21 protein-coding genes, 1 tRNA gene and 1 pseudogene are annotated in these 25,632 nt (G+C 70.3%); 7 read left to right on the forward strand and 16 right to left on the reverse strand.

All coding sequences use genetic code 11. The features are described from left to right. Nucleotides 1–16 precede the first annotated feature (16 nt). A complete protein-coding gene (locus ACT2CW_RS34575; RefSeq protein WP_445517400.1) occupies nt 17–1,282 on the forward strand; it encodes a sensor histidine kinase in 1,266 nt (421 codons plus the stop codon). Next, on the forward strand, nt 1,279–1,986 hold the full coding sequence (locus ACT2CW_RS34580) for a response regulator (RefSeq protein ID WP_445517399.1): 708 nt from the start codon (nt 1,279–1,281) through the stop codon (nt 1,984–1,986). The genes ACT2CW_RS34575 and ACT2CW_RS34580 overlap by 4 nt, the downstream gene beginning before the upstream one ends. Before the next feature lie 168 nt (nt 1,987–2,154). Here the strand turns inward: ACT2CW_RS34580 and ACT2CW_RS34585 are convergent, their stop codons facing one another. The 4 genes from ACT2CW_RS34585 to ACT2CW_RS34600 all read right to left on the reverse strand — a co-directional run bounded on the left by ACT2CW_RS34585 (nt 2,155) and on the right by ACT2CW_RS34600 (nt 4,749). Further along, a complete protein-coding gene (locus ACT2CW_RS34585; RefSeq protein ID WP_445517398.1) occupies nt 2,155–2,484 on the reverse strand; it encodes a deoxyxylulose-5-phosphate synthase in 330 nt (109 codons plus the stop codon). Nucleotides 2,485–2,692: 208 nt separating this feature from the next. Continuing rightward, the gene (locus tag ACT2CW_RS34590; RefSeq protein ID WP_445517397.1) at nt 2,693–3,247 is read right to left on the reverse strand and encodes an AAA family ATPase; all 555 of its coding nucleotides are present in this window, start codon (nt 3,245–3,247) and stop codon (nt 2,693–2,695) included. Nucleotides 3,248–3,327: 80 nt separating this feature from the next. Then, the gene (locus ACT2CW_RS34595; RefSeq protein WP_445517396.1) at nt 3,328–4,461 is read right to left on the reverse strand and encodes an FAD-dependent oxidoreductase; all 1,134 of its coding nucleotides are present in this window, start codon (nt 4,459–4,461) and stop codon (nt 3,328–3,330) included. 213 nt (nt 4,462–4,674) lie between these two features. Further along, nucleotides 4,675–4,749, reverse strand: a tRNA-Trp gene (locus ACT2CW_RS34600). 304 nt (nt 4,750–5,053) lie between these two features. Here ACT2CW_RS34600 and ACT2CW_RS34605 point away from each other — a divergent pair. After that, nucleotides 5,054–5,800: a GNAT family N-acetyltransferase gene (locus ACT2CW_RS34605; RefSeq protein WP_241788062.1), complete on the forward strand. Its 747-nt coding sequence runs from the start codon at nt 5,054–5,056 to the stop codon at nt 5,798–5,800. Between the two features lie 350 nt (nt 5,801–6,150). Here ACT2CW_RS34605 and ACT2CW_RS34610 read toward each other — a convergent pair whose 3' ends face one another. Then, the gene (locus ACT2CW_RS34610; protein WP_037963508.1) at nt 6,151–6,660 is read right to left on the reverse strand and encodes a MarR family winged helix-turn-helix transcriptional regulator; all 510 of its coding nucleotides are present in this window, start codon (nt 6,658–6,660) and stop codon (nt 6,151–6,153) included. A gap of 128 nt (nt 6,661–6,788) precedes the next feature. Between ACT2CW_RS34610 and ACT2CW_RS34615 the strand changes: the two genes are divergently transcribed. Beyond that, nucleotides 6,789–7,214 carry a Rid family hydrolase gene (locus ACT2CW_RS34615; RefSeq protein ID WP_037963511.1) on the forward strand — a complete coding sequence of 142 codons (426 nt, stop codon included), beginning with the start codon at nt 6,789–6,791 and terminating at the stop codon, nt 7,212–7,214. Nucleotides 7,215–7,604: 390 nt separating this feature from the next. Here the strand turns inward: ACT2CW_RS34615 and ACT2CW_RS34620 are convergent, their stop codons facing one another. From ACT2CW_RS34620 to ACT2CW_RS34640, 5 genes and pseudogenes are all read right to left on the reverse strand, one after another. After that, nucleotides 7,605–8,525: a class I SAM-dependent methyltransferase gene (locus tag ACT2CW_RS34620; protein ID WP_037963513.1), complete on the reverse strand. Its 921-nt coding sequence runs from the start codon at nt 8,523–8,525 to the stop codon at nt 7,605–7,607. Further along, the gene (locus ACT2CW_RS34625) at nt 8,522–9,658 is read right to left on the reverse strand and encodes an NAD(P)-dependent alcohol dehydrogenase (protein WP_037963515.1); all 1,137 of its coding nucleotides are present in this window, start codon (nt 9,656–9,658) and stop codon (nt 8,522–8,524) included. Before ACT2CW_RS34625 ends, ACT2CW_RS34620 begins: the two co-directional genes overlap by 4 nt. A 165-nt stretch (nt 9,659–9,823) precedes the next feature. Further along, a pseudogene (locus ACT2CW_RS34630) lies at nt 9,824–10,129 on the reverse strand (aldehyde dehydrogenase family protein); the annotation flags it as partial. Between the two features lie 8 nt (nt 10,130–10,137). Then, nucleotides 10,138–10,914, reverse strand: a complete 777-nt coding sequence (locus ACT2CW_RS34635) for a (5-formylfuran-3-yl)methyl phosphate synthase (protein ID WP_037963518.1) — start codon at nt 10,912–10,914, stop codon at nt 10,138–10,140. A 209-nt stretch (nt 10,915–11,123) separates the two neighbouring features. Further along, nucleotides 11,124–12,023, reverse strand: a complete 900-nt coding sequence (locus ACT2CW_RS34640) for a LysR family transcriptional regulator (RefSeq protein WP_445517395.1) — start codon at nt 12,021–12,023, stop codon at nt 11,124–11,126. A gap of 168 nt (nt 12,024–12,191) precedes the next feature. Between ACT2CW_RS34640 and ACT2CW_RS34645 the strand changes: the two genes are divergently transcribed. Both ACT2CW_RS34645 and ACT2CW_RS34650 read left to right on the forward strand, forming a co-directional pair. After that, nucleotides 12,192–13,073, forward strand: a complete 882-nt coding sequence (locus ACT2CW_RS34645) for an EamA family transporter (protein WP_445517731.1) — start codon at nt 12,192–12,194, stop codon at nt 13,071–13,073. An 81-nt stretch (nt 13,074–13,154) separates the two neighbouring features. Further along, a complete protein-coding gene (locus ACT2CW_RS34650) occupies nt 13,155–13,628 on the forward strand; it encodes a nuclear transport factor 2 family protein (RefSeq protein WP_037963568.1) in 474 nt (157 codons plus the stop codon). 53 nt (nt 13,629–13,681) lie between these two features. On the opposite strand, the gene ACT2CW_RS34655 is transcribed toward ACT2CW_RS34650, so the two are convergent. The 6 genes from ACT2CW_RS34655 to ACT2CW_RS34680 form a co-directional block, all read right to left on the reverse strand. Next, nucleotides 13,682–14,722: a vWA domain-containing protein gene (locus ACT2CW_RS34655; RefSeq protein WP_037963525.1), complete on the reverse strand. Its 1,041-nt coding sequence runs from the start codon at nt 14,720–14,722 to the stop codon at nt 13,682–13,684. A gap of 114 nt (nt 14,723–14,836) precedes the next feature. Further along, nucleotides 14,837–17,131, reverse strand: a complete 2,295-nt coding sequence (locus ACT2CW_RS34660) for a family 43 glycosylhydrolase (RefSeq protein WP_445517394.1) — start codon at nt 17,129–17,131, stop codon at nt 14,837–14,839. A gap of 120 nt (nt 17,132–17,251) precedes the next feature. Further along, entirely contained in the window at nt 17,252–20,914 is a 3,663-nt protein-coding gene (locus tag ACT2CW_RS34665; RefSeq protein ID WP_445517393.1) for an alpha-glucuronidase family glycosyl hydrolase, read from the reverse strand. Between the two features lie 12 nt (nt 20,915–20,926). Further along, entirely contained in the window at nt 20,927–22,723 is a 1,797-nt protein-coding gene (locus ACT2CW_RS34670) for a sugar-binding domain-containing protein (protein WP_445517392.1), read from the reverse strand. Nucleotides 22,724–22,800: 77 nt separating this feature from the next. Further along, complete coding sequence (locus ACT2CW_RS34675; RefSeq protein WP_445517391.1) at nt 22,801–23,409, reverse strand: hypothetical protein; 609 nt, start codon at nt 23,407–23,409, stop codon at nt 22,801–22,803. Nucleotides 23,410–23,417: 8 nt separating this feature from the next. Beyond that, entirely contained in the window at nt 23,418–24,254 is an 837-nt protein-coding gene (locus ACT2CW_RS34680; protein WP_037963530.1) for a carbohydrate ABC transporter permease, read from the reverse strand. 155 nt (nt 24,255–24,409) lie between these two features. On the opposite strand from ACT2CW_RS34680, the gene ACT2CW_RS34685 reads away from it, so the two are divergent. Then, entirely contained in the window at nt 24,410–25,618 is a 1,209-nt protein-coding gene (locus tag ACT2CW_RS34685) for an RNA-guided endonuclease InsQ/TnpB family protein (RefSeq protein ID WP_445517390.1), read from the forward strand. Nucleotides 25,619–25,632 lie beyond the last annotated feature (14 nt).

Raw genomic sequence — 25,632 nt, forward strand, 5'->3', positions numbered from 1 at the left:
TCGGTATTGTCGTGCGGTGCGCATTGTGCGGTGGCGCCCGCGGACCGGGCCGCATCTGCTGGCAGTCGACGCCTGTGTGGCGGGCGTGGTGACGGCCGCGTATGTGGCACTGGCCGGGCAGGGCGGGTCCGACGGCCTGCCCCGGTTCTCCGGCCCAGCGTGGGCGGGCTGGCTGGTGGCGGCGGGGGTGGGGGCACCGCTGGCCGTTCGGCGCCTGTGGCCCCTGCCCGCCCTGGCGGTGGCGCTGGGCGCCACGGCGGCGGCGACGCTCCTCGACATCACCCGCGACCCCTACGTGTCCACCGCCCTGACCCTCTACGCGGTGGCGCTCCTGGTACCGCCCCGCCGGGCCGTGGCGGCGCTCGCACTGACCCTGGCCGTCTCGGCGGCCGTGGTCATCACCGGGGAGGCGGCGCTGACCCCATCCGGCCCATGGCCGGAAGCGGCCGGAACCGCGGCGCTGGTGTGGCTGGTGGCCGGTGGCGCCTGGGGCGCGGGCCGTGCCGTACGTGAGCGGCGGGCCCGGGCGGCGCGGCGCGAGCGGCGCCTGGCCGAGGAAGCGCTGACCGAGGAACGCCTGCGCATCGCCCGGGAGTTGCACGACATCGTCTCGCACAGCCTCAGCGTGATCGTCGTCAAGGCGTCCGTCGCCAACCACGTGGCCAAGGAACGCCCCGAGGAGACACAGGACGCCATCGGCGCGATCGAGCGGACCGGCCGGGAGGCGCTGACCGAGATGCGGCGCGCCCTGGGCGTACTGCGCGGCGACACCGCCACAGCACACCCGCCAGGTGCCGACGCCGTACCGTACGCACCAGGTGCCGGTTCTGCGCAGTTGGCACCTCCGCCCGGACTGGACGACCTGCCCTCCCTGGTCCGACGCGCCGAGCAGGCGGGTATCCGCACCAGGCTGCGTACCCGGCTGGCGGCCGACCTCCCCGCGGGGATGGCACTCACCGTCTACCGCATCGTCCAGGAGGCGCTGACCAACGTCGTCAAGCACGCCGGCGACGGAACGCACTGTGAGGTCACCGTCACCGCCGACTCGCGCGGCCAGGTGCATATCCAGGTGGTGGACGACGGAGCGGGGAGGGCGGCCGTGTCCGGTCGAGGGGACCTCAGGGGCGGTCACGGACTGGTGGGGATGCGGGAACGGGTGATGATGTACGGAGGCACACTTGACGCCGGGCCCCGGCCCGGCGGCGGGTTCGCCGTCTCGGCCCGCCTCCAGGCCGAACACGCGCCCGGCGTCGCACCGGACCGAAGGGAGCCGACCGCGTGACCGAACCGATCCGGGTCCTGGTCGCCGATGACCAGTCCCTGCTCCGTGGCAGCTTCCGGGTGCTCATCGACACCGCGCCCGGGCTGACCACGGTGGGCGAGGCCGGCACCGGCGCCGAAGCCGTCGAGAGCACCCGGCAGCTACGCCCGGACGTGGTGCTCATGGACATCCGGATGCCCGGCATGGACGGGATCGAGGCAACCCGGCACATAGCCCGGTCGCCCGGGACAGCGCGGACACGCATCCTCATCCTGACCACCTTCGACCTCGACGAGTACGTGTACGGCGCGCTGCGGGCCGGGGCAGCGGGGTTTTTGCTCAAGGACACCTCGCCCGAGGTCCTGCTGGCCGGTATCCGCACCGTCGCCGCCGGAGAGTCCCTCCTGGCACCCTCGGTGACCCGGCGCCTGATCGCCGCGTTCGCCCGTCTTCCCCACGCCTGTCCGGCGCCCGGCTCCTCGCTGGAGCACCTCACGGACCGCGAGCGAGAGGTACTGCTCCTGGTGGCCCGCGGCTTCTCCAACACCGACATCGCCGAGTACCTCCACCTCAGCCACGGCACCGTCAAGACGCACATCGGGCGGCTGCTGAGCAAGCTGGCAGCGCGCGACCGTGCGCAACTGGTCATCAGCGCCTACGAGTCAGGGCTCGTCCGCTCGCAGGAACCACCCCTCACCACCGGTGAACTCGATGACCTGGAATGAGGCACTGGTCATCACGTGATCGAATCCGAGTTCCCGGTGAGCAGGTCTGGGGGGTCGGCTCGAAGGCTTTGGTGACGAAGTAGCAGCAAAGGCCGACTTGGGTCGGCCGGCGGGGATCCATGGCCGACGGCTCACCACCACTCGGGCGGAAGGTGGCCGTCGCGGTGGCTATGGGAGCTCACGGCGGACGAGCGCGTGGCTGAACGGCTCACCGGTGGTTTGGGCGTATGCCATGCGTTCGCGTACCTCGCGGAGTGTGCGTGGGCGGTATCCGGGCCCTCCGCAGCAGCTCTTGTGGAATCGCACGCCCGCGTGGAGCAGCACGGAAAGTACCCGCCACCCTGCCTTGTCCCGCCGGGGAGGGGCAGCGAAGGCGGACCCCACGTGGATCATCGGCTTTGCGCAGCGCGGGCACGGCCGGTCGTGGTCACCGTGGTAGGGCTGCTTGTACGAGGCCCGGCATGGCAGACACACGTACGAGGTCTTCGCGGGAGGCATGCACTCAGGCTAGGTGCCTCGATACCGGCGGGCGACAGGTTTTCCGCAGGCAGGACCGCGCTGCCGTCGCGACTGGAATATCGACCGTACGACTCGACGTCGCATGCTGTATCGCGGCCCTGGCCCGTTGCCGCGTCGAGAGCACCGCATGTCGCCGTTGGACATCGACGCTGAGCAGGACTCCCCTCCGCTGGCGGCGAGAATCTGTTCAGGTGCTGCTGGCGGAGTGCTGCTCGGCCCAGCCTGTCGCGGTTACCACCTCGCGCGCGATATCCACGACGGCACGCCCATCCGTCATCACCCGTACGGTCTCCGCGGTGGTTTTCTGGTCCAGCAGCCGTGCCTTGCGAGCACTGCTTTCCAGTTCCTGCTCGAGCTCGGAGCCGAGTTCCCGGCGTACCAGCCGCTCTCGGACGGTGGCGTCGGAGGCGGTGAGCAGAACCCGAATGATCCGTGTCCCCGTTCCCATAGCGCGCTGGAACATTCCCGTGGACTCAGGCAGCACACTCACGGTGTTGGTGTAGATCAGCCGGCGGTAGCCGCGTTGGGCGAAGTTCGCCCACACGGCCGTCAGGTTGCTTTCGGTGATGTCCGAGCAGTGAGGATCTCCCTCAGGGGGCGGATGGGCCTGTCCCATGAAGTCGCCGTCGATGACCGTGTGCGAGACGGCCGCGGCCCGCAGTACGGCCGATACCTCCCACCCCACCGTCGTCTTGCCGACTCCGGCCCGCCCTCCGATGAGCAGCACTTCCGCGTGATCCATGGGGGCAGCCTGCCAGCACACGTCCGTCTGAGGCGATCCGATTTCGATGGGCCATGTGTCTCAGTGCGGGAGTCGGCGGCTCACGGGGTCTGCTCGCCTCCGGTGAACATGTTGATCAGGCCGTGGGGTGCCTCGTCTCCGTAGAACAACTCGTGGACGTGGATGCCTTCGGTGGCGGCCGCAGCGCTGCGGGGGAACATGGCCCGCTCGTATTCGGTGAGCGCGGTCTCGACCTCGCCGGGGTGCGCGGCAAGGGCCTTGCCGAGTTCGGCGGCGTCGTACATGGCCAGGTTGGCGCCCTCGCCGTTCGGGAGCGAGAGGTGGGCGGCGTCCCCGAGCAGGGTCACCCCCGGCACCCGTGCCCAGCGGTGCTCGACGGGCAGGGCGAAGAGGGGGCGCGGCACCGGAGCGGTGTCGCCGTCACTGATCAGCGCGGTGAGCTCCGGGGCCCAGTCGGCGAACTCCCGCGCGATCCGCGCGGTGGCCGCGGCGGAATCGGTGAAGTCGATGTTCGCGAACCAGTCGCGCGGCCGGGCCAGCATCACGTAAGTGTGCAGGATGCCGCCCTTCTCCCGGTGAGCCAGGAATCCCTTGCCCGGCGCGAGCGCGAACAGCGACCCGCCGCCGACCGCTTTCGCGCTGGCCGGGTGGCGGGTGTCGGCGTCGAACAGATAGGTCTCGACGGCCGACATGCCGATGTACTCGGGGCTGGCGTCGGACAGCAGTGGCCGGACCCGGGACCACGCGCCGTCCGCACCGACCAGCAGGCCGGTGGTGACGGTGGTGCCATCGGCGAAGGTCACCTCATGCCGGCCCTCCCCGAGGGCACGGGTCCTGCTGACCTTGTGCCCCCACCGGACGGTGTTGGCCGGGAGCGAGTCGAGGAGCATCTGCCGCAGCTCGCCGCGCAACACCTCGGGGCTGTCACCCGTACCGTCGTCGACCTTGTCGAACAGGACGGCCCCTTCCCGGTCGAGGACCCGTATCGCCTGGCGGCCCTCCAGAACGAGGCCGCGGAACTCATCCGTCAGGCCGGCCGCCTCGAGAGCCGGCTGTCCGCTGTCCTCGTGGATGTCGAGCATGCCGCCCTGTGCGCGCGCCGTTGCGGAGGCCTCCGCTTCGTAGACGGTGGCCGGGATGCCGTGGACGTGCAGGACGCGGGCGAGCGTGAGGCCGCCGAGTCCGGCGCCGATGATCGTGACGTCAGTGGTCATGATGGTTCCTTGTTGTCGCACGCCTGCCGGATGGGCGCCCGGCAGGATCCATGCGAAAGGTTCCAGGCCCCGCCGACCGACCACCGACAACGGACCGACAGCCACCGATGTGCGACCGACACCACGGTTTTTCCGTCCGATCACCCCCAGTTCGGGCGGGGGAGCGGCGTGGTGGTTGCGGGCGGCTCGCCCGCACACCAGCGCATCGCACGGCAGGGGCGGCAGGATTCGAACCTGCGGCGCGCGGGTTTGGAGTCCGCTGCTCTGGCCGGGCTGAGCTACGCCCCTTTGACGCGGTCAGTCTGACACCGGCCGGCCGTGACCGGCCACGGGATTTCTGAGCGGCTGAGTGGCGGATGACGACCAGTCCTTCGATGGCCGCGCGACCCGGGCCGGAGGGAGGCCGGGAGAGCGCCGACCCCCTCGCGAAGCGACGGCCGGGGGTGGTTAGGGTTCCATGGGCGGTTGGGGTTCCCTCACCTCGGCGCCACTACCGGACGCCTCGGCAGGAATCCAGATGAGGAAACGCGCCCGGGCGGTTGCGGTATCGCGTCGCTCGGCCGACCGCACACAGTGGGAAAGGCACATCACGATGATGAGCGGTGACGGCCGTACCACCGGTGCCGGCGGTGACACCGCGGCACTCGACGACCCGGTGGGCGAGTCGCTGCGCGGCCGCCACGCAGACCTGGGGCGCCGACTGGGCCGGGCTGCCACCTACCTGCCGGGAGTCGCGACCTTCTCCGCGGTACCCGCCGACGCGGACACGGCGGACTGGGCCGGTCTCGCACGGCTCCTCGGCCCTGACGCGTTCGCCGACATGTTTAGCTGCCAGGCGTCCCCTCCTCCGGACTGGGAGCAGGTTTTCGTCCTCGAAGGCCGGCAGATGATCTGGCCCGGCAACAGCCGCCCCGATCAGCCTCATGCGGCGAACGGCACCGACGTGGTCGAACTGGACGCTGCCGATGTGCCTCAGATGCTCGACCTGGTCGCACAGACCCAACCGGGACCGTTCTGGCCGCGCACCCTCGAACTCGGCACCTACCTCGGCATCCGCGACGGCGGCGCACTGGTGGCCATGGCGGGCGAACGGCTCCGGCCCCCGGGATGGACCGAGATCAGCGCCGTCTGCACGGCCCCCGAGGCACGCGGGCGAGGCCACGCCGCCCGCCTGGTCAGTGCCCTCGTCGCAGGCATCCTGGCTCGGAACGAACGCCCCTTCCTGCACGTGGCCGAGACGAACACCGGCGCGATCGCGCTCTACGAACGGCTCGGCTTCGCGAGCCGGAAGCGGGTAACGTTCCGCGGCTTCCGCACCCCCTGCCTCCGCACCCCCTGACGGCACCGCCACGCCGCCGTCAGCCGTCCTGGCCTGCGGAGGCCGCAAGAGCATCTGTCCCCATGTCCTTGCGCATAGCCTCCCTGACCGCCTCCAGCGTGCCAATGACGTTGAAAGAGTCCTCCCGCTCCACCTCCTGCCGGCCCAGGCCGGCGCCCGCCGCGTCCCGAAGGGGCGTGTGTCGAGTAGAGCGTGATCCAGGCCCAAGCGCGGCGTCACGAGCCGAGCTGGTGGGATGGTCGTCGACCACCGGCTCCGGGGGCGAAATACCCGCACACCACAGCCTGAGCGGTCCCTGAACGCGCGGGCGACCTGAACGACTCGCCTCGGGTCGTCGCATGGGGCGGCTGTCAGCCGAAGTCGTCGGGGACGATGCGGAGTTTTTGTGCGATGCGGGTGAGTGCCTTCTGGTCGGCGGTGTTGAGCGCGTCGAGGACGATGCGGCGTACGGCGCGCAGGTGGGTGGGCGCGGCCAGGTGCACGATGTCGAAGCCGGCGTCGGTGAGTTCGGCGAGGGTGTAACGGCCGTCGGCCGGGTCAGGTGTCCGTACGACCCAGCCGCGCTGTTCACAGCGTTTGATGACGTTGGACAGGCGGGAGAGCGACCCGCTGGCGAGGAAGGCGAGTTCTCCCATCCGCAGCTTGCGCTGCGGGGCCTCGGAGAGGTGGCTGAGCACGAGGTACTCGAACAGGGTGAGGCCGTGTTCCTGCCGCAGCGGCGACTCCAGCTTGCCGGGCAGCAGCAGGACAAGGGAGATCATCCCCGTCCACGCCGCCTTCTCCTGCTCGTCGAGCCACCGCAGCTCCTCGTCGTCCTCGTGTTCGCCCGCGCCGCTCATGGGCCCTCCCGTGCTGGTCATGGATCTCCCCGGCTCTCCGGCGAAGGCCGGAATGACTTTACGCTTGAAGTCATCGCCTGCTAGTCTCACTTTACGCGTGAACTCATGTACGAGGAAACGCACCCCTATGGACAGGAAGATGGAGCATCATGAGCACCGTCACCTTCGGCATCACTCCGGGCTCCGGCGAGAAGCTGCACGAGGCCCTCGGCTACAGCGGGGCCGTCCGCGTCGGCGACCGGGTCGAGATCTCCGGTCAGGCCGGGGTGGATGACGCCCTGGTCATCCCCGACTCGCTGGAAGACGAGATCATCCAGGCTTTCGACAACGTGGAGCGCACGCTCGCCACGGTCGGCGCGACATGGAAGGACGTCATTCACGTCAACTCCTACCACAAGGTCGCACCGGGAGCTGACGCCATCGGCGACGACCACAACACGGTCATGGCCGAGCAGTTCCGCCGTCGCCTCGACGGCCGCGCGCCGATCTGGACCGAGACCGGCGTCACGGCCCTCGGCCTCGCCGCCATGCGCGTGGAGATCCGCGTCACCGCCATCGTCGGCTCCGGGAACTAGCTGGACCGGGATCCCGGCCACCCCGGCCTCGTGAAGGAGCTGGCGCAGGCCACGTGGCCGGGGCCGACCGCCCAGTAGGACTCCGTCAGGGGCGGTTTCGTCGAGTCCGGTGACTCCCCGGGCGACACAGGCCGGCCCGCGAGGTCAGCCGGCGAGACACGCTGCGGCTGCCCCTGGAAGAACTGGTCGTTGCGGCGCGGCCGGCGGTCGCGGCGATGACCGCGTGGAAGTCGTAGGCGCCGTCGTGCAGCACGCACGCGGCGAGGCGGTGCTCGAAGGCGGCCGCCCTCGAGGAACAGCACGGTCACGACCGAGGCGGGGCCAGCGCGGGAGGCCACCCGCGCCCGCGCAGAAAGCGGGGCCCACCGGTACCCCCCCGTTCGTGCTGTGCTATCGCCGCTGTCCGGGGCGGGGCCTGTGGGCGAACACCCATCGGTTGCCCGCCAGTGCGTCGTTGTGTTCGGGGCGCGGGCCGCGTCCGTGTCGGCGGGTGTAGTCGAAGGGGGTCCGGACGGTTGTGGTCCAGCCCTTGCCCGCGAGGTCGCCCGCGGAGTCGGGCCGCGGTTCCAGGCTGAACAGATTGAGCAGGTCGATGCCGATCTGGTGTTTCGTCGCGGTGTAGAGGGGGCTGTCGCGGTATTCGAGCAAGTCCTTCTCGAGTTTGACCTCGAACGCCAGCGCGCTTCCGCCCGCGCTCAGCCGGTCCACCGTGTGGATGAGGTTCGTCTCGGAGGTGTTCGGCAGGTAGAACAGCAGCCCTTCGGCCAGCCAGGCGGTCGGTGCGGCCGTGTCGAAGCCCGCGTCGGTCAGCGCCGTGGCCCAGTCGGCGCGCAGGTCGAGGGGGATCGGTACGCGGGCCGCCTTCGGGGTGGTCGGCAGTCCGCCGAGCACCTTGTGCTTGAACTCCAGCACGCCTTCCCGGTCGATCTCGAAGATCACACAGCCGGGAGGCCAGTCGAGTCGGAACGCCCGCGAATCCAACCCCGCCCCGAGCAGGACCACTTGGCGCGCCCCTCCTGCCCGCACCGACTGGAGGAGGAAGTCGTCGAGGACCCTGGTCCGCAGGCCGAAGTAGCGGGCGAAGCGCCCCCACAGCGGGTTCGCGTCTCCGTCCGCGACCTGGTGTATGCGCACCGGCCAGTCCGCGGAGGCCGGTGCGGCGTGGACGAAGTGTTCCGCGTAGATGTCTTGTGCCAGGCTGTCGTGGCGGTGGGTCTCGATCGCCCGGGCCGCGGCGACCATGAGAGCGGTCAGGCCGACGCCCTCTTCCACGCCTTCCACACCGGTGTTGTGATGCGCTGTGTCGGTCATGTGTCCTCCCTTGGCCCCGCGGGAATCAGGACGGGTTTGACCACGCGGCCCGCGTCGCAGTCGCGTTCGGCTTGGTTGATGTCGGTGAGGGGATAGGTGCGGATCAGCTGGTCGAAGGGAAACCGCCCGGCCTGCCAGAGCCTGGTCAGCCGCGGGATCAGCAGTCCGGGCACCGCGTCCCCTTCGCAGATGTGGGAGATCCTCCGGCCCCGGTCCAAGGTCCCCGGTTCCAGTGGCAGTGGGGTGTGGAGACGTGCCACCAGGCCGAGGTGGCCGGTCGGGCGCAGGGCCCGGAGGGCGTCGTTGATCATCCGGGGGGAGCCCGTGGTGTCCAGCGCGTAGTGTGTGCCGCCGTCGGTCAGTTGCCGGATGCGGTCGGGCAGGTCGGGCAGGTCGGGCGGGCCGGGCGAGTCGTTCGATGCGGCGCGCAGCGGGATCGCGTGGAGCCGCTCGGCGAGGGCCAGCCGCCCGGGGTGCCGGTCGACGGCCACGGTCACCGCCCCGGCGGCGGTGGCCGCCATCACCGCGGCCAGGCCGACCGCTCCGGCGCCGTAGACCGCGATGGTGTCGCCGGGGCCGACGCCGAAGGAGTGGAAGACCGCTCCGGCGCCGGTGAGGAAGCCGCAGCCGAGCGGTCCGAGGAGTTCGATGGGCAGCGTGGGATCGACCCGGACGGCGTTGCGGGCCGGGACCATCGCGTATTCGGCGAAGGAAGACTGGCCGAACCAGCGGGGGGCCAACGCGCCTCCGTCCGCGTCGGTGAACCGCGCCGCGTGTTCCCCGCGTCCACCGAAGAGGTTCAGGCTGGGGAAGGAGTCGCAGTAGGCGGGCGCCGCGCCCATGCAGTTCCGGCAGCGTCCGCAGGAGTCGAAGCTCAGAACGACGTGGTCGCCGGTGCTCAGGCCGGTGTCCGGGCCGCCTGTCTCCACAACGACTCCGGCCCCTTCGTGGCCGAGCACCGCGGGCAGTGGTGAGCGGCCGGCCGAGTGCCGCACCGCGAGATCGGTCCGGCACATCCCGCAGCCCGCGATCTTCACCAGGACCTCGCCGTCGCCCGGCCCCGCGTGCAGCATCACCTCCTCGAGGGTGAACGGGCTCTCGTACGAGCGCAGTACCGCCGCGGCGAACCTCATCCGCGCACCTCAACCGGTCGGTGTACGACGAACGGGCTGAGGTTGCCGTACAGCCTTCACGGCCCCCACAGCCCGCCCGCCACGCCGACACCGCTGTCCTTGATGCCCGCGAAGGGCTGGGCGAGGGAGGTCTCGGCGTGGTTGTTGATCCACGCCGTTCCGCATCGCCGCCGTGCGGGCGACCTCCGCGTACGACTCGGCCAGGGGTTTGCCCTGTGCACGGGTGAGCAGCGGGGCGAGGCCGGCCCCGGCCGCCTCCACGGCGTCCGCTGCCGCGAGCAGCGCGGTGGTGCGGGCGGCGGGGTCGGCGCGCCGGCCGCGCCAGGCGGCGCGGGCCCGGCCGACGATGGCGTCCGGCTCATCCGGCCGCTGGCCGGGGGCCTCGTCGAAGGCCTCGCCGGTGGCCGGATCGAGGACGGCGAAGCACCCGCCACGGGTCCCGGGCGCCCGACGGGGCCGGGATATGGGCATGCCGGGCCTCAGCCCGCGGTCGCGACGGACGCCGCGTGTTCCCGGGCGTGCCGGTCCATCTCCGCGCGGAAGGCGGCCACCAGCCGCGGCTGGATCCTTCCGGTGTCGCGGTCGCCTCCCTCGCAGACCGCGCCGCGCACCCCCACGATGTCGGTGCCGATGCGGGTGAGCGCGCCGAGGTCCGCGGCTTTGACGCTGCCCGCGAGGGCGGCGCGCAGACCGGCCTCGTGGGTCTGCCGGACGAACTCCGCGCAGAGGTCGGGCGGAACGTGGTCGAACAGCCGTGTCCCGTCCTTGATCGCGGTGTCGAGCATGGCCGCGTCACAGCCGGAGCGGCGGGCGATGTCGGGCAGCGCGAGCGGGTTGACGCAGCCGATCCGGTGGGCGTCGGCGTAGCCGGAGGCGACGACGAACGCGTCCGGCCGGTAGTCCTTCACCGCCCGGACGACCCCGCGCATGACATCGATGGCCTGTTCGGGCGTCGTGCATCCGTAGAGGCCGACCTTGATGTAGGTGGCTCCGGAGACCGCCGCACCCAGCGCCGCCTGGGCCACTGTGCCGGGCTTGTAGGGGACGTCTCCCACGGTGGCGGAGACCGGCTTGTCCGCCGGGACCGTGTCGCGGATCTGCCGGATGACCCAGGGGAAGTTCGCGCCGAGCGAGCCCTCGTCGGGCTTCTTGACATCGACGATGTCGAGGTGTTCCGCCGCCTTCGCGCAGTCGAGGGCCTCCTCGACGCCGTCCGGGGAGATGAGAAGCAACAACGTGGCGTCCTTCCACCGCATACCACCTGCCCAGGGGGCGGCTGTGCGGAGTCGTGTGGATCACGCGCGGTCCGCTCATCATCGCCGCGTCCCGTGGCCCACGGCAGGGCGCGCGGAGTCCGGACGGGGCGTTGTCATGACGCTCCACGCCCCCGGCACGCCGTCCACGCCGGTAGCCGGTGCGGCGATCGAGACGCTGCGTTCCGCCGAGACGCTGCGTTCCGCCGAGACTATGTGCTCCGCGCCGATTGCCGAATGATCAGGTCGGTCAGCAGGGCCAGCGGGGGCCAGCTGTCGCGACCCCGGCGGGCGACGGCGAAGGCGCGCAGGACGACGTCCGGCGCGGTGAGCGGCACCAGCTGGACACCGGGCAACGTGGAGGTGCCCATCGGCAGCAGCCCTACGCCCATCCCTGCCGCGATCATGCCCTGTACGAGGTCGAGGCTGTCCGCCTGGTGCGTGAGGTGGGGGGTGAAACCGGCCATGGAGGCGAGTGTCCGGATGACGGTCTCGTCACCGGGGTTGCGCGAGTTGCCGATCCAGTCCGCCGTGCGGAACCGGCGGAAGAGCTCGGGGGCGCCCGGCACTGAGGGGCGGGCGGCGTGGTCAGGAACGCCCAGACCCCAGGGAGCGGTCCACAGGGGAGTGATCACGACCGCGGGGTCCGGCTCGGCCGGTGCCAGGTTGTAGTCGTAGGTGAGCGCGAGGTCGGCCTCGTCGTTCGCCAGCAGCTGGAGGGCTTCGGCGGGCTCGTGCTCACGCACCAGGACGCTGAGCTGAGGATGGCTCGTCGACAAGTCGCCGATGATGGGCAGCAGTTGGGCTCGGATGGCCGTGGCGAAGCCGGCCACCCGCACCGTGCCGGTCGGCGGGGCGTCGGGGCTCAAGTCCCGCTGTGCGGCCTCGACCGCCGCAAGGATCGTCACGGCGTGTTCCGCCAGTCGGCGGCCCGCCGGTGTGAGCCTGACCCTGCGCCCATGCGGCTCGATCAGTGCCGTGCCCATCTCCTGGGCCAAGGCGGCGACCTGCTGGGAAACGGTCGAGGTGGTCGTGCCGGTGGCCTCGGCCACGGCGCGCATCGAGCCTCGCCGGGCCAGCTCGGCCAGCATCTGGAGGCGGCGTGTTTCCATCCCCCTATTGTCCATGAATCCCGAACGAATCATTCGGGATTGGCACGTGGACGTGAACGGTGTCAAGGCTCTCTACTGGAGCCCATGAACGCTCCCGAACCGCCCGAGACTCTTCCGTCCCGTCGCTCGCGCCATGCCGGCGCCGGTGCCCTCATGGCTGCCACCGCGATGTGTACCGTGCAGCTCGGATCGGCTCTGACGGTTCCGCTGTTCGGACAGCTCGGGGCGCTGGGAACCGCGGGGCTGCGCCTGGGCTGGGCGGGGCTGATTCTGCTGGTCGCCATCCGCCCCCGGCCGCGTGATTTCAGCTCCCGGGATCTTCTCGCCTGCATGCTGCTCGGTCTCGTGACCGCCGGAATGATGGTCTTCTTCATGCAGGCGATCGCCCGTCTCCCGTTGGGAACCGCGAGCGCGCTGGAATTCCTGGGACCGCTGACGGTCTCCCTCTTCGGACCGAGGAAGGGACGCCTGGTCTGGGCGGCCGCGGCGGCGACGGGCGTCGTGCTGCTGACCGAACCCTGGCACGGCGGCGCCGACCCTCTGGGGGTGGGGAGCGCGCTGCTCGCCGCGGGATGCTGGGCCGCGTACATTCTGCTGACCCAACGGGTCGGTGATCGTGTCACCGGCCTGAAAGGACTGGCCGTCTCCATGCCGGTCGCCGCGGTGGTGGGGCTGGCCATCGCCGCCCCGGACCTCGCCGACCGCATCACCTGGTCACCGGTGTGGACCATGCTGGCTCTGGCGGTGCTCAGCCCCGTCATCCCCTTCGCGCTCGAATTTCTCGCCCTGCGCCATCTGACCACGTCCGCGTTCGGCACGCTGATGAGCCTCGAGCCCGCCATCGCCCTCATGGTCGGTCTGCTCGTTCTCGGCCAGCGCCCCGGGACGGCCGCGACACTCGGTCTGGTCCTCGTGGTCGTGGCCAGCGTCGGCGCCACCCGCGCCGGTGTCCGTCCCCCGGCATCCTCCCAAGAGGCGCCGGTTGCCCGGCATGAGCCCGGCCGGGAGTCCGTACGACGCGATCAGATGTCATCGAACGTGGCAAGCTGACGTCTCGCAACCGGTCGATCGCGGTCCTGTTGTGGCCTGGAGCAGCACGCTGAAGATCTCCCGTTTCGCTTGGAGGAGACCATGTCCACATCCATCGGCAGGCCCGCCGATCCGACGTTGAGCCATCGAGCCATCGAGAACTTGATCGCACGTTACGCCGAACTCGTGGACGACGGTGATTTCGCGGGACTCGGCACGCTGCTCGCCGACGCCACCTTCACGGGCAGTGGCGAGCCGGTCAGCGGGCGCGAAGCGATCGAGGAGATGTTCAAGGAGACTCTGATCGTCTACGCCGACGGCACGCCGCGAACCCACCACGTCACCACCAATGTCGCCATCGAGGTCGATGAGCAAGCGAACACGGCGGTCTCGCGCTCGTACGTCACCGTCTTCCAGGCACTGCCCGACCTGCCCCTGCAACCCATCGCCGCCGGTCGGTACCACGACCGCTTCGAGCGCCGTGACGGGCAGTGGCGTTTCGCGGAGCGACGCGTCCGCATCAACCTGATCGGCGATGTGAGCCGCCATGCGCACCAGGCCGCCGCACGGCGGTAGCCGCTCCCGGGGGAGGAGGCCCCGCCCGTCGGACCGGCGGGGCCTCCACGGCCTCAGATCATGAGCAGCAGCCGCGTGTGCGGTGTCAGCTTCCGATTAACGCTGGTGCTCTGCACGAAGATCGTGAAGTCGTCGTTGTGATCCGGCTTGACGCGGACTTCCGTGTCCGGCAGGCCGAGCAGGGATCGGGCTTCCGGCCCCGTGTACACCCGGTCCGTCTTCTTCTCCAGCACCGCTATCTGCTTTCGCGCCTGGATTTTCTCCGACTTGCTCAGCTGATAGAACGCACAACCGGTGCGGAAGGTGTGCCCGCATTCGATGACCCATTCCCGGATCGCCGCTTCGCGGGCCACCGGAATCAGCTGGTATTTCGACGGGTCCACCGGGGTGAGGCCGGCTGCCTTGATGGTGTCCTTGTTGACCGCCTCCGCACCCGTGGAGAACACCGCCCGCGATCCCCGGATGCCCTGGGCCCGGCCCACCATAAAGTTCTCGGTGGCCTGCTGGATAACCTGCCCCGCCTCCTCCAGGCCCTGAGTGCTCGTGGCGTCCCAGATGGCGATGTTGTCCTTCGGGAAGCCGCACTGCATGGCCTCGCGCTTGCCCATCTGGTCCGGCACAAGGACGGCCAGCGTCCAGTTGTCCTCTTGCGTCTCCATCAACTCGGCCACCGCCCGCACCAGTTCACGCGGGCTCTTGGTGAGGGCATCCGAGCAGCGATGACTCGCGTTCTCCTGGCCGTCCGTCAGCACGAACGTCAGGAAGCTGTGGTCGCCGTACAGTTGGGCGGTCTGCGCCAGCTCCCGCTGCGACTTCAGTGTGGCCGCCAGCAGAGCCGTCATTCCACCGACCCGGTAAAGCTGCTTCAGGGACGGCATCCGCAGCACGTCCTTGTCATAGATGACGCACTCCACCTTGTCGGCGAAGACGTACACCGTAACGCGGGTTTCCTGGTCCAGTTCCTTCGATCGGCGGGCCAGATACGCAATCTGCTGGTCGGCGACTTCGACGACCTTTCCGCGCAGGTGTGACATGGACGAACTGGCGTCCAGCACAAGAGCAACGTGATTGATGTAGTTCTGGTCTCCGGACATGCCGCGCCCCCTCTTTTTCCTTCTCGATGCTCCTACCTTCTCACCCACCACTGACAATCGATCTTGGACCGCGATGCGCGGCGGCCGGTGCCCGTGCAGGAGAGTGACGCGGCGTCAGGAGTAGAAGCGCACATAGTCGAAGCGTGCGGTCACCCCCTTGCCGGCCAGGGAGACGAGGCCGATGGACGGGGCGGAACCGGCGGGCAGCTGCCAGACCCCGCCCCAGATGTAGTGCTTCCCGTCCCGGCTCGTGGCCGGCTGGAATCTGTGTTCGCCGGTCTTCGGGTCGGCGGTATGGCGCAGCCGCAGCCACATGGTGTCGGCCGACGGGCCCAGCTGCATCTCCGGCCAGCTGTCACGGTCCCGGCCGATCCACAGGAAGGCCTGCCGGGATGGGCCGGTCCGGGTCGGAGCCAGATGGATCGAGTCCTCCGGGCTCTGGAAGGCGATCATCCCGGCCTGGCTGCGCCCGTCGGGGGCGTCGCTGATCGGGAAGTGCAGCTTGGTCTCGACCGTGTAGGTGCCGGTCGGAGCGTCACGGAGCAGCGCCGACGCCATGGTCCCCTTGCCGGAGAAGTCGGCGTCCTGCGTCGGCCACACGTACTGGCCGTCGGCGACCTGCCCGTCGGCGGGGCCGAACCACCTCCAGCCGTCCAGCCGGCTGTCGTCGAAGTCCTCGTCGTACTCCGGCAGCCGGGCTCCGATCGAGGGGGCCGGCTGTTTGACCGTCACCGGTGTGTAGGGCCGGGTCACACCGACGTTGTCCGCCTCGCCGGCGCCGCGGGTCGAGGCGACACCGCCGCGGCGCCAGCCCTTCGGTACGTCCACCGTCAGCTCGGCCAGCGGCATGTCGAGCAGGGCCGAGCTGACCTGTATGTGCGCCGCGCCGTCGCGGATCTCGGCCGTGAGCGAGTGCCAGGTACGCGGATCGGTGTTCGCGTGCAGGCGAGCGGTCTGCTTCCGCACCACCTTCCGGTCCCGGGTGACCTCGACGGAGAGGGTGCCGGTGGAATCCAGCCAGGCCACGGCGTGGTTGGACCGGCCCGCGGACGCCAGGACAAGCCCGACCCGGCCGTCGTCGCCGCGCAGCCGGAGGTCGGCCTCGATCCTCACATCGCCGTCCGGGGCCCGCCGCGGCAGCAGCAGCTGCGGGAGGGCAGCCAAGGACCGGCCACGGGCATAGCGTCCCGAGTCGGGATCCGACGCCGTGGTCCAGGAGCCGTGTCCGAGGGTGTCGAAGTCGACCAGGCCGTCGTCGAAGGTGCTCCCCGAGCCCCAGTCGCCCACGGGTGCGGTCTGCCGGTCCTCGCTGGTCCAGGCGCCCGCGCGCACGGTCGGCCAGCCGTCGATCCAGTCGAGCCGGTCCATCATGGTCGGCCGTCCGCCCCAGTTCGGATCGCTCTCGTGGCGGTCGAATCCGTTGGTGAGGATCCAGTCCTGGCCGGACTTGTCGACGACGTTCGCCGAGTGGCCGGTCGCGACCCACTTGTTGCCGTTCGGCGCGTTGACGATCGTGCCGCCGGGGTTCAGGTCGGCCAGGCCGACGCCCTCGGCGTCGGTGAACGGGCCCATCGGGTCCTTCGCCCGCCCGACGAACACCGGATAGGCGCCCTGGTCACGGGCACAGCAGCCCAGGCCGGAGTAGAACAGGTAGTACCAGCCGTCCCGCTTCACCACATACGCGGCCTCGCCACGCCGGGCGCCGACCACCTGCACCGGATCGCCGACCGGCGCGGTGCCCTCCGTATTGAGGCGCACCGCATGGATTCCGCCGTCGCGGAAGGAGCCGTAGTAGAGGTACTTCTGGCCGTCGGAGTCGAGGAACACCGACGGATCGATCTGATTGACCGTCGTCCCGTACGGCAGCACGGGGTGGCCGATGTCCTTCCACGGGCCGGCCGGGTGGTCCGCGGTGGCCAGCGCGATGGTGTTCTTGTCGCCGCCGGCGACCGAGTAGTAGAGGTAGTACGTGCCGTTGATGTACCGGATGTCGGGTGCCCAGTAGTAGGTGGTCTTGAAGTCGCGCCATTCCGGGTGGTTGTCGGGTCCGAAGACATCACCGACGTAGGTCCAGTTGACGAGGTCGGCCGAGCGCGTGATCGGCATGAAGTGCTGTGACTCCCAGGGGCCTCCCTGGTTGTCCCGGCGCATGCTGGTCTGGGTCGCATAGGCGTACCAGTAGCCGTCCTTGCCCCGGATGATCGACGGGTCGGAGAAGGCGTCCGCGACGTCGTCCATCACCGGGTTCTGGTACGTCCCGGGCGGATCGGCGGGATCGGCCACGGCCGGTCCGGGATGTGCGCCGCCGAGGCCGAGGACCATGAGCAGGGCGAGGAGGACGACGCCGGGTCTGCCGCGTCTGCCACGTCTGCCGCGGACCGCGGGGAATCGTGCTGACTTCGATGCCATGTCGGGAGCTCTCCTTTGGAGATGCCGTAGATGCCGTAGATCCGTAGATGCGGAGATACCGGGGCGCCGGGGCGCGGACCGCGCCCGGGAAAACAGGTAGTTGTACGGCCCGGGGTGAGCTCAGCCGACGACCAGGGCCGCGATGCGCCAGAGGCCGTTCAGCTTCGAGCCGGTGATCTCCAGGTCGGCGGTGCGCCCGTCCGGGCCGCCGTCGAGGTCGAAGGAGAACCAGACGAAGGCGCGGCTCGGCAGGCTGTCGTCGCCGGAGCGTCCGAGGACCGTGCCGCCCTCGGAGATGGTGGTGACACCCGAATCGGTGAGGGAGTCGCCGGTGAGCACCCACACCGTGTGCGTGCCGGCCGGCACCGGGATACGCAGGACGATGGGCTCGCCCTTCTGCATGACGATGTCGCGGCGCAGGTCGTCGGCGTTGCCCCGGTCACGGGTGAGCGGCCGGTCGCCGACCCAGCCGAAGCCGCGGTCGTCGGTGTAGCCGTCCTCGGGCGACAGCCTGGTGTACCCGGTCAGCAGCGGGCCGGCCGGCGGGCCGGCGTCGAACGCCGACGCCACGTCATCGGGGTGCGGCGTGGTGACCACGGACACCGACCGGCCGCGCTCGATCTCCTCGTCGCCGCTGGTGAGCCGGATCTCGACGGTGGCGAACCCCGGAGTGGACACCGGGGTCGTGGTGACCGTCACCTCTCGCTCGGCTCCGGCGGCGACCGTCACGGTCCGCTCGGTGCCGGACCAGCCGTCGGGGGTGACCAGCCGGGCGGTGACGGCACGGTCCTTGGCGCCGGTGTTGCGTACCAGCACCGTGACCGGGTTGGCCCGGCCCGTCCACCACACCGGCTCCGCCACCGCCTTCAGCACGACCAGGGACGGTTCCGGGGCGGTGGGATCGGTGACGGCGAACGCGGACAGCCGCCAGGGGCCGCCCACCCCCGTGAACGTGATGTCGGTGGTGCGGCCGATGGTACCTCCGTCGAGGGGCAGCTCCAGCCAGGTGAAGGTTCCGCCGGGCTGCTTCGGGCTGGTGGCGACGGTGGCGCCGTCCACCGCGACCCGGGTCGGCGAGGCCGTGGCACCGGTGTCACCGACCAGCGCGTACCCGGTGTGCTTACCGGCCGGCAGGGCGAGGCGCAGCACCCGGGACGAGGTGTGCCAGAGGTGGTCGCGCAGCAGGGGCTCGCCACCGCGGTCCCTGGCCGACGGGGCGGCGCCGACCCAGCCGTGGCCGGCCGACGCGGACCAGGCCGACTCAGGGGTCAGCGCGTCGTAGCCTGGCATCGAAGTCCCGTTCCGCGGCCCGGCGTTGAGCGCCAGGAGGCATCGACTGCCCTCGGGGGCGACGACCAGCGCGGGCGGCCGGCCGTCGAGCCGGGTGAGCTGCGGCGCCACCTCCAGGTCCAGGGCGGCGACGGTGCCCGGCAAGGGGGGAGTGACCGGCAGCTCGAGCTCAGCGGTCGCGGCGCCGGCCGCGGACCGTTCGGCGGGCTCGGTGTGCCAGCCCACCGACGGCGGCCGCAGCGCGACCGCGATGTCGCGGTCCCGCGCCGAGGCGTTGGTGACGGCCACCGGCAAGAGGTTCGGCCGGCCGCCGAGCAGCACCCGCGGGCCGTTCAGTGCCACGTGCAGCCATTCCCGCTCCGCGTCGACGACGCGGCTCCTGTCGAAGAAGAATCCGACCACCGTGTCGCGCCAGAACGTCGCGTGGCTCCGTTGGGCCTCGAAGCCCGCCTCGATGGCGGCATGGCGCCGCCGGTCGACCTTCCCGGACAGCTCGCTCCACCCGGCGCGGAACCGGTCGATGCGGTCGACCCCGGTGAAATGGGTGTCGTAGATGTGCTGGATGACCGTCTTGCCCGACCGCAGTCGATGGTCGTACGGCACCCAGTGCATGAACAGCAGCAGGTCGTCGGGACAGGTCGCCGTGGACTCGTAGCGCTTCCGCCACGGCCGCGGGTAGAGCCCGGTGAAGCCGCTGCCGGTCGCCTCGGTGCGGTCGAAGCCGGTGCCCTCGGCCGTGGAGTGGTGTGACTGGAAGAGTGTGCCCAGCGGGCTCGGATCGAGGTGGTCGCCACCGGGGTCGGTGAGGTACCCCATCCCCAGCGGCGAGGTGTAGTCCTCGTACGTCCGGCGCGAGTGCGTCAGGATGTCGGCCACGACCCCGGTGACCGTGAGGTCGTGGCCGAAGGTCAGCCCGGCCCACTCCGCGGCCAGGTCCCGGGGATCGGCGTCCGGGTTCCAGCACATCCTGCCGAAGGCGTAGGTGTTCGCCGCTCCCAGCAGCTGGCCGGTCCAGTCGCGGGCGTTGCCGAAGTTGCTGACCCCGGCGATGCCCGCCCGGGGCGCCCGGCCGTCGCCGTCCGCGAGGACGTCGGCGACGGTCGGTCCGGTGCCGGGCCCCTGAGTCGGGAAGGTCAGCACCTCCCGCCACAGCGGAGCCAGATAGGTGGTGTGGATCTCGTGGCCCGTGTACTCCTGAGTGAGCTGGAGCTCCAGCATCTGGTGGGTGTGGCGCATGGCGCCGAACAGGGGGTGTACGGGCTCGCGGATCTGGAAGTCGATCGGTCCGTACTTGGTCTGGAGGATGACGTTGTCGTCGAACGCGCCGTCCAGCGGGGCGAACACCCGGTACTGGTACTCCGCCCAGTCGCCGAAGTCCTCGTGGACGAAGCTGCGCCAGACGATCTGCCCGCCGTGCGGTGCGACCGTGCGGGCCAGCATGTTCGCGCCCTCGGCATGGGTGCGTCCGTAGTCGAGCGGCCCTGGCTGCCCCTCCGAGTTCGCCTTCACCAGGAAACCGCCGAATCCGGGCAGGCTCGTGAAGATCTCGGCGCTCTTGTCCCGCCACCACCGCTGGACCCGTCGGTCGGCGGGATCGGCCGTCGTGATCGGATCGGCGTCGTCCGCGGTCAGGATCATCGGGCTGGCGTAGTTGACGGACAGCCAGGTCGAGATCCCCCACGAGTGGAGAAGCGCCGCCAGGGGTCTGAGTCCGGTCAGCGTCTCGCTGGTGATGAAGTCGGCGCTGGCGTTCACATTGTTGAGCACCGAAGCGTTGATGCCGATCGATGCCATGGACCGTGCGTAGTCGACGACCCGGTCTGAGATGTCCGGCAGCTTGTCCCACTCGAAGATCGACGTGCCCGCGTAGCCACGCTCGACCGACCCGTCGAAGTTGTCCCAGTGATTCATCATGCGCCGTGCGATACGCGGCCTCTGTAGGACGGACAGCTTGTGCAGTGGCCGCTCGAGCTGGAGCAGACGGATGAGATGGAAGACCCCGGCCAGCACGCCGCGATCGGTGTGGGCCCCGATGACCAGTCGTCGCCTGCCCGGCGTGCCGGTCATCTCGATCACGAACCCCTGCGCACCGATCCGGGCCAGCCGATCCGGGCTCACCTGGGACCGTACGACCGGCGACTCGTCCACCGTGCCGATGACAACCGAGGCCCGACCGGCGGGAGCCCGGACCGGTGCGCTGCCGATGAAGCCCTCGACGGCCCGGCACAGCTCCAGCTCGGCGTTCTCCATGACCCGGCCCTCGCCCTGACGGGCCAGACCGGCCAGGGCCTTCCGGTACTCCTCGAGCCGCCGGGGATCGGCGGTGGGGCGGTAGCGCAGCCAGAGATCGTAGCCGTCCTCATCGGGGATGCCCGCCGATGCGGCGAAGCCGGCTGCCGCGCTCCATGGGCTCAGCACCGTGGCGAGGGCGAGAGCGGATGCCTGGAGCACTCGGCGACGACTGTACTCGTACTCGTACTCGGATCGCGCCATTGCGGTTTCTCCTCATGCACGGGTTCGGGTGAGAATTTCGCGCAGTTCGGCCACGGGGATCTTCGGTTGGCGGTCCGGGGTGAGCAGGCCGTTGGTCTCCTGTTCGGTGTCGGTGAACTGGGTGTAGCAGAAGCCCGCGAGCCCGGAGTCCACCGCCGCGGCCACCAGACCGGCGAGGCGTTCGGCGAAGTCCTCCTTCGTGGCGACGGTGTCGTAGCCGAACCACTCGGCGCCCTCCGCCGGTTCGAAGGTCGCGCCGCCGAACTCGCTGAGGACGACCGGCTGCCCCTGGTGGCGGACGCCATCCAAGGTCAGCCGTTTGGCGCCGGGCCACCGCTCGGCGAACTCGCCTTGGCGCAGCGAGGCGTGGCCGTAGCGCTCGCGCAGTACGTCCCCGTGCTGGGTGTAGTCGTGGACGCCCCAGATGTCGGCGGCGGAGATCTCCCAGCCGTCGTTGGAGACGGCCGGGCGGGAGGGGTCCAGGGCCTTGGTCAGGTGGTAGAGGGCGTCGATGAAGTGGCGCTGTGCGGGGACGAGCGCCGGGTTCGGCACGGACCAGGACTCGTTGATCGGGACCCAGGCGACGATCGAGGGGTGGCTGAGGTCGCGGGAGACGGCTTCGGTCCACTCGGCGACCACGCGCTCGACGGTCTGCACGCCGAAGGCGTACGCCGACGGCATCTCCTCCCACAGCAGCAGCCCGAGCCGGTCGGCCCAGTACAGGAAGCGCGGGTCCTCGACCTTCTGGTGGACGCGCAGCCCGTTGAGGCCGATCTCCTTCGCCAGTTCGACGTCGCGGCGCAATGCGCCGGCCGAGGCCGACAGGTGCGATGCGGGCCAGTAGCCCTGCTGGAGCGCGAACCGGAGGAAATACGGCTTGTGGTTGAGGAGGAAGACACCGTCGTCCCAGCCGATGTCGCGCAGACCGAGGTAGGACGTGACGCGGTCGACCGGTGTGTCGTCGGCCGCGTCACGCAACTCCACCACCGCGTCGACCAGTTGCGGCCGCTCCGGACTCCAGAGCAGGCCGTCGAGATCCTGCCCGTGGCGCAGGGCGGGCACCGCGACGTCGAACTCCGCCTCCTGGCCCTCGATCAGCGTCCGCTGCTCGGCGAGCACCCGCTCGCCGAGCGTGAGGCGGACCGTCACGGTGAGCGGGCGCCGCGGCCAGTGGCCCAGACGCAACCGGCAGCGGACGCGGGCGTGGGCGACCTCGGGGGTCCAGTGCAGGAGCGTGATGTGCTCGGCCGGGACCTCCTCCAGCCACACCGGCTGCCAGATCCCGGAGGTGCGGTGGTACCAGATGACATGCGGATCCCGGCGCCAGTCCTGTTTGCCGCGGGGCTGCGCGGCGTCGAGCGGCTGGTCCTCGGCGCGGACGACGACGGTCTGCTCGCCGTCCCGGTCGACGGCATCGGTCAGATCGCAGCTGAAGCCGGTGTGCCCGCCCTCGTGACGTCCCACCAGGCGGCCGTTCAGCCAGACCTCGGCCCGGTGGTCGACCGCACCGAAGTGCAGCAGGAGCCGCCGCCCGGCGGCCGGCCGGGACACCTCGATCGTGCGCCGGTACCAGAGCACGGGGTGGAAGCCGGTGTCCGCCACACCCGAGGCCGCGGACTCGGGCGGATAGGGCACGGTGACGGTGTCGGTGAACGGCGCGGAGGCCGCCGGGTCCATCCACCGTTCGGTGCGGCCGCGGTCCTCGTCGTCGTGGGCGAACCGCCAGGGGCCGCCGAGGTCGCGCCAGTGGGGATCGCGGACCAGCTGCGGCCTCGGATGGCCCGCGGCGTCCAGGTGCGGGTAGGGCATGCGTGAACTCCGGTGGTGTGATGCGTATCCGGTGGTGTGATGCGTAGGGGAGGGGCGGGGAGGTGGCGTGCCGCGGTTCAGCTCTCCAGGGCGTCCGAGCGGAGGTCCACGACCGTGGCGGCGAACGCCAGCGGGCCCGGCAGTAGCGGGACCAGCAGCGGAATGGACCAGGCCAGGAGCGCGCCGAGGAGCACGCCACCGGCCAGGAGGAGACTGCCGCGCGGGTCCGCGGCCGAGCGAAGCAACGCCTCGCGCGCGGACAGCGGATGCGGTGCCCTGAGCGCGGTCGCCCGCAGCGCCACGACCGTGGCACCCAGGACGAGCAGCGCGAGGACGGGCGCCATGACGGCCGCTCCGGGCAGCGTGGCGCGCAGCAGCGCGGCATCGACCAGGACGATCATCGCGAGCAGCGGCGGCACCAGACCGAGGGCCGCCGACCGCGCGGACAGGTGGGCACGGAAGTGGGCACCGTAGGTGCCGGCCCTGACCTGGACGCGATCGTCCGCCGCTTGCCGAAGCGTCGAGGACGCGGCGGCGAACGCGGCCGGGGCCGTGACGACCGGCAGACAGGCGAGGCTGGTGAGCAGGCCGACGAGCAGCATGTCCGCGAAGAGGCTGAAGCCGGAGCCGAAGACCTCTCCGGGTTCCCGGCGCTCGCGCCGGTGCGCGATCGGTGCGTGGGCCATGGTGTGCCTCACCCCTTCAGTCCGGACGTGGCCATGCCCTGTACCAGGTAGCGCTGGAAGACCAGGAAGAACAGCACGATCGGCAGCACCGAGATCACCGACATGGCGAACATGGGCCCGTACGCGGAGGTGCTGGACTGGTCGACGAAGCTGCGCAGGGCGAGCGTGATGGTGAACTTCTCCGGTGCGAAGAGATAGATCATCTGCGTGAAGAAGTCGTTCCACGTCCAGATGAACGTGAAGATGGCCGTGGTGATCAGCGCGGGCCGGGCCAGTGGCAGTGTGATCGACCAGTACGCGCGGAAGGGACCGCAGCCGTCGATCCGCGCGGACTCCTCCAGCTCGCGCGGAAGGCCGCGCATGAACTGGACGATGAGGAAGACGAAGAACGCCTCGGTGGCCAGGAACTTCGGCAGGATCAGCGGCCAGAAACTGTCCACCAGGCCGAGGCGGTTGAAGATGATGTACTGCGGGATCAGCACGACGTGGTGCGGCAGCATCAGCGTCGCCACCATGAAGGCGAACATCACCTTGCTCATGCGGAAGCGCAGTCGGGCGAAGGCGTAGGCGGCCAGCGAGCAGGACAGTACATTGCCGAGCACGGCGCCCCCCGCGATCAGCAGGGTGTTGCCCAGCAGGCGGGTGACGGTGACGCCGGAGACCCCGTCCAGGGCGGTCGTGTAGTTCGACCACTCCAGGTGGCTGGGCAGCAGGTCCAGGCTCGTCACCACCTCGTCGGCGGGCTTCAGCGACGTGGCCAGCAGCCAGGCCAGCGGGTACAGCAGGACGAGCAGACACCCGGCCGCGACGGTGTGCGGCAGCCACCGCTTCGTGGCGATGTTCATCAGGTTTTCTCCATGGGTACCCCGGCCTTCGGGCCGGGGAGGAAGCGGACTCCTGCGGAGCAGGGCAGGGAAAGCGGAATCGCCGTTAGGGCGATTCGGTGTCCACCGACCACCGGCTGACACGTGTTCACACTGGAGCTGATAAAATGTGAGGCATGGCGCGGCAAGTTAAGCGGGCGTTCAGGTACCGCTTTTACCCCACGGACGAGCAGGCGGCTGAGCTGTCGCGCACGTTCGGGTGTGTCCGCTTGGTGTACAACAAGGCGCTGGAGGAGCGCACGCGGGCCTGGTACGGCGAGCGGCGCCGCATCTCCTATGTGCAGTCCTCCGCCGCGCTGACGGAGTGGAAGAAGACCGAGGAACTCGCCTTCCTCTCGGAGGTGTCCTCCGTCCCCCTCCAGCAGGCGCTGCGCCACCTTCAGGCGGCGTTCGGGAGCTTCTTCGCCAAGCGTGCGAAGTATCCGCGGTACAAGTCGCGGAAGAAGTCCCGCGCGTCGGCCGAGTACACCCGCAGCGCCTTCACATGGCGCGACGGGCGCCTGACGCTGGCGAAGATGGCCGAGCCGCTGGGCATCCGCTGGTCGCGCCCCCTGCCGGAGGGTGTGGAGCCGACGACGGTGACCGTGTCCCGCGACAGTGCGGGCCGCTGGTTCGTCTCGATGCTCGTCGAGGACACCATCGTCCCTGCCCCCGCCTCGAGTGCGGCGGTCGGCCTGGACGCGGGGATCACCTCCCTGGTGACCCTGTCCACCGGGGAGAAGATCGTCAACCCCCGGCACGAACGGCGCGACCGGGCCCGCCTGGCGAAGGCGCAGCGGGAGCTGTCCCGCAAGGCCAAGGGGTCCGCGAACCGGGAGAAGGCACGCCGGAAGGTCGCCCGCGTGCACGCGCGGATCACCGACCGGCGCCGGGACTTCCTGCACAAGCTGTCGACTCGGCTCGTCCGTGAGAACCAAACGGTCGTGATCGAGGACTTGACCGTCCGTAACCTGCTGAAGAACGGCCGCCTCGCGCGTGCCATCTCGGATGCGGCGTGGACGGATTTGCGCATGATGCTGGAGTACAAGTGCGCCTGGTACGGGCGTGAACTGGTGATGGTCGACCGCTGGTTTCCGTCCAGCAAGCTGTGCGGGGTTTGCGGCATGGTCCGCGAGAAGCTGCCGTTGAACGTCCGCGAGTGGACGTGTGACTGCGGCGCTGTGCATGACCGTGATGTGAACGCGGCACGCAACATTCTGGCCGCCGGGCTGGCGGCGTCTGCCTGTGGAGACGGTGTAAGACCTCAACGGGAGTCCTCCCGGACGGGGCGGTCGTCGGTGAAGCAGGAAGCCCAGCGGGCGACCGCTGGAATCCCCCGCCTTTAGGCAGGGGGAGGAAG

This window comes from Streptomyces sp. NEAU-174, assembly GCF_052665095.1.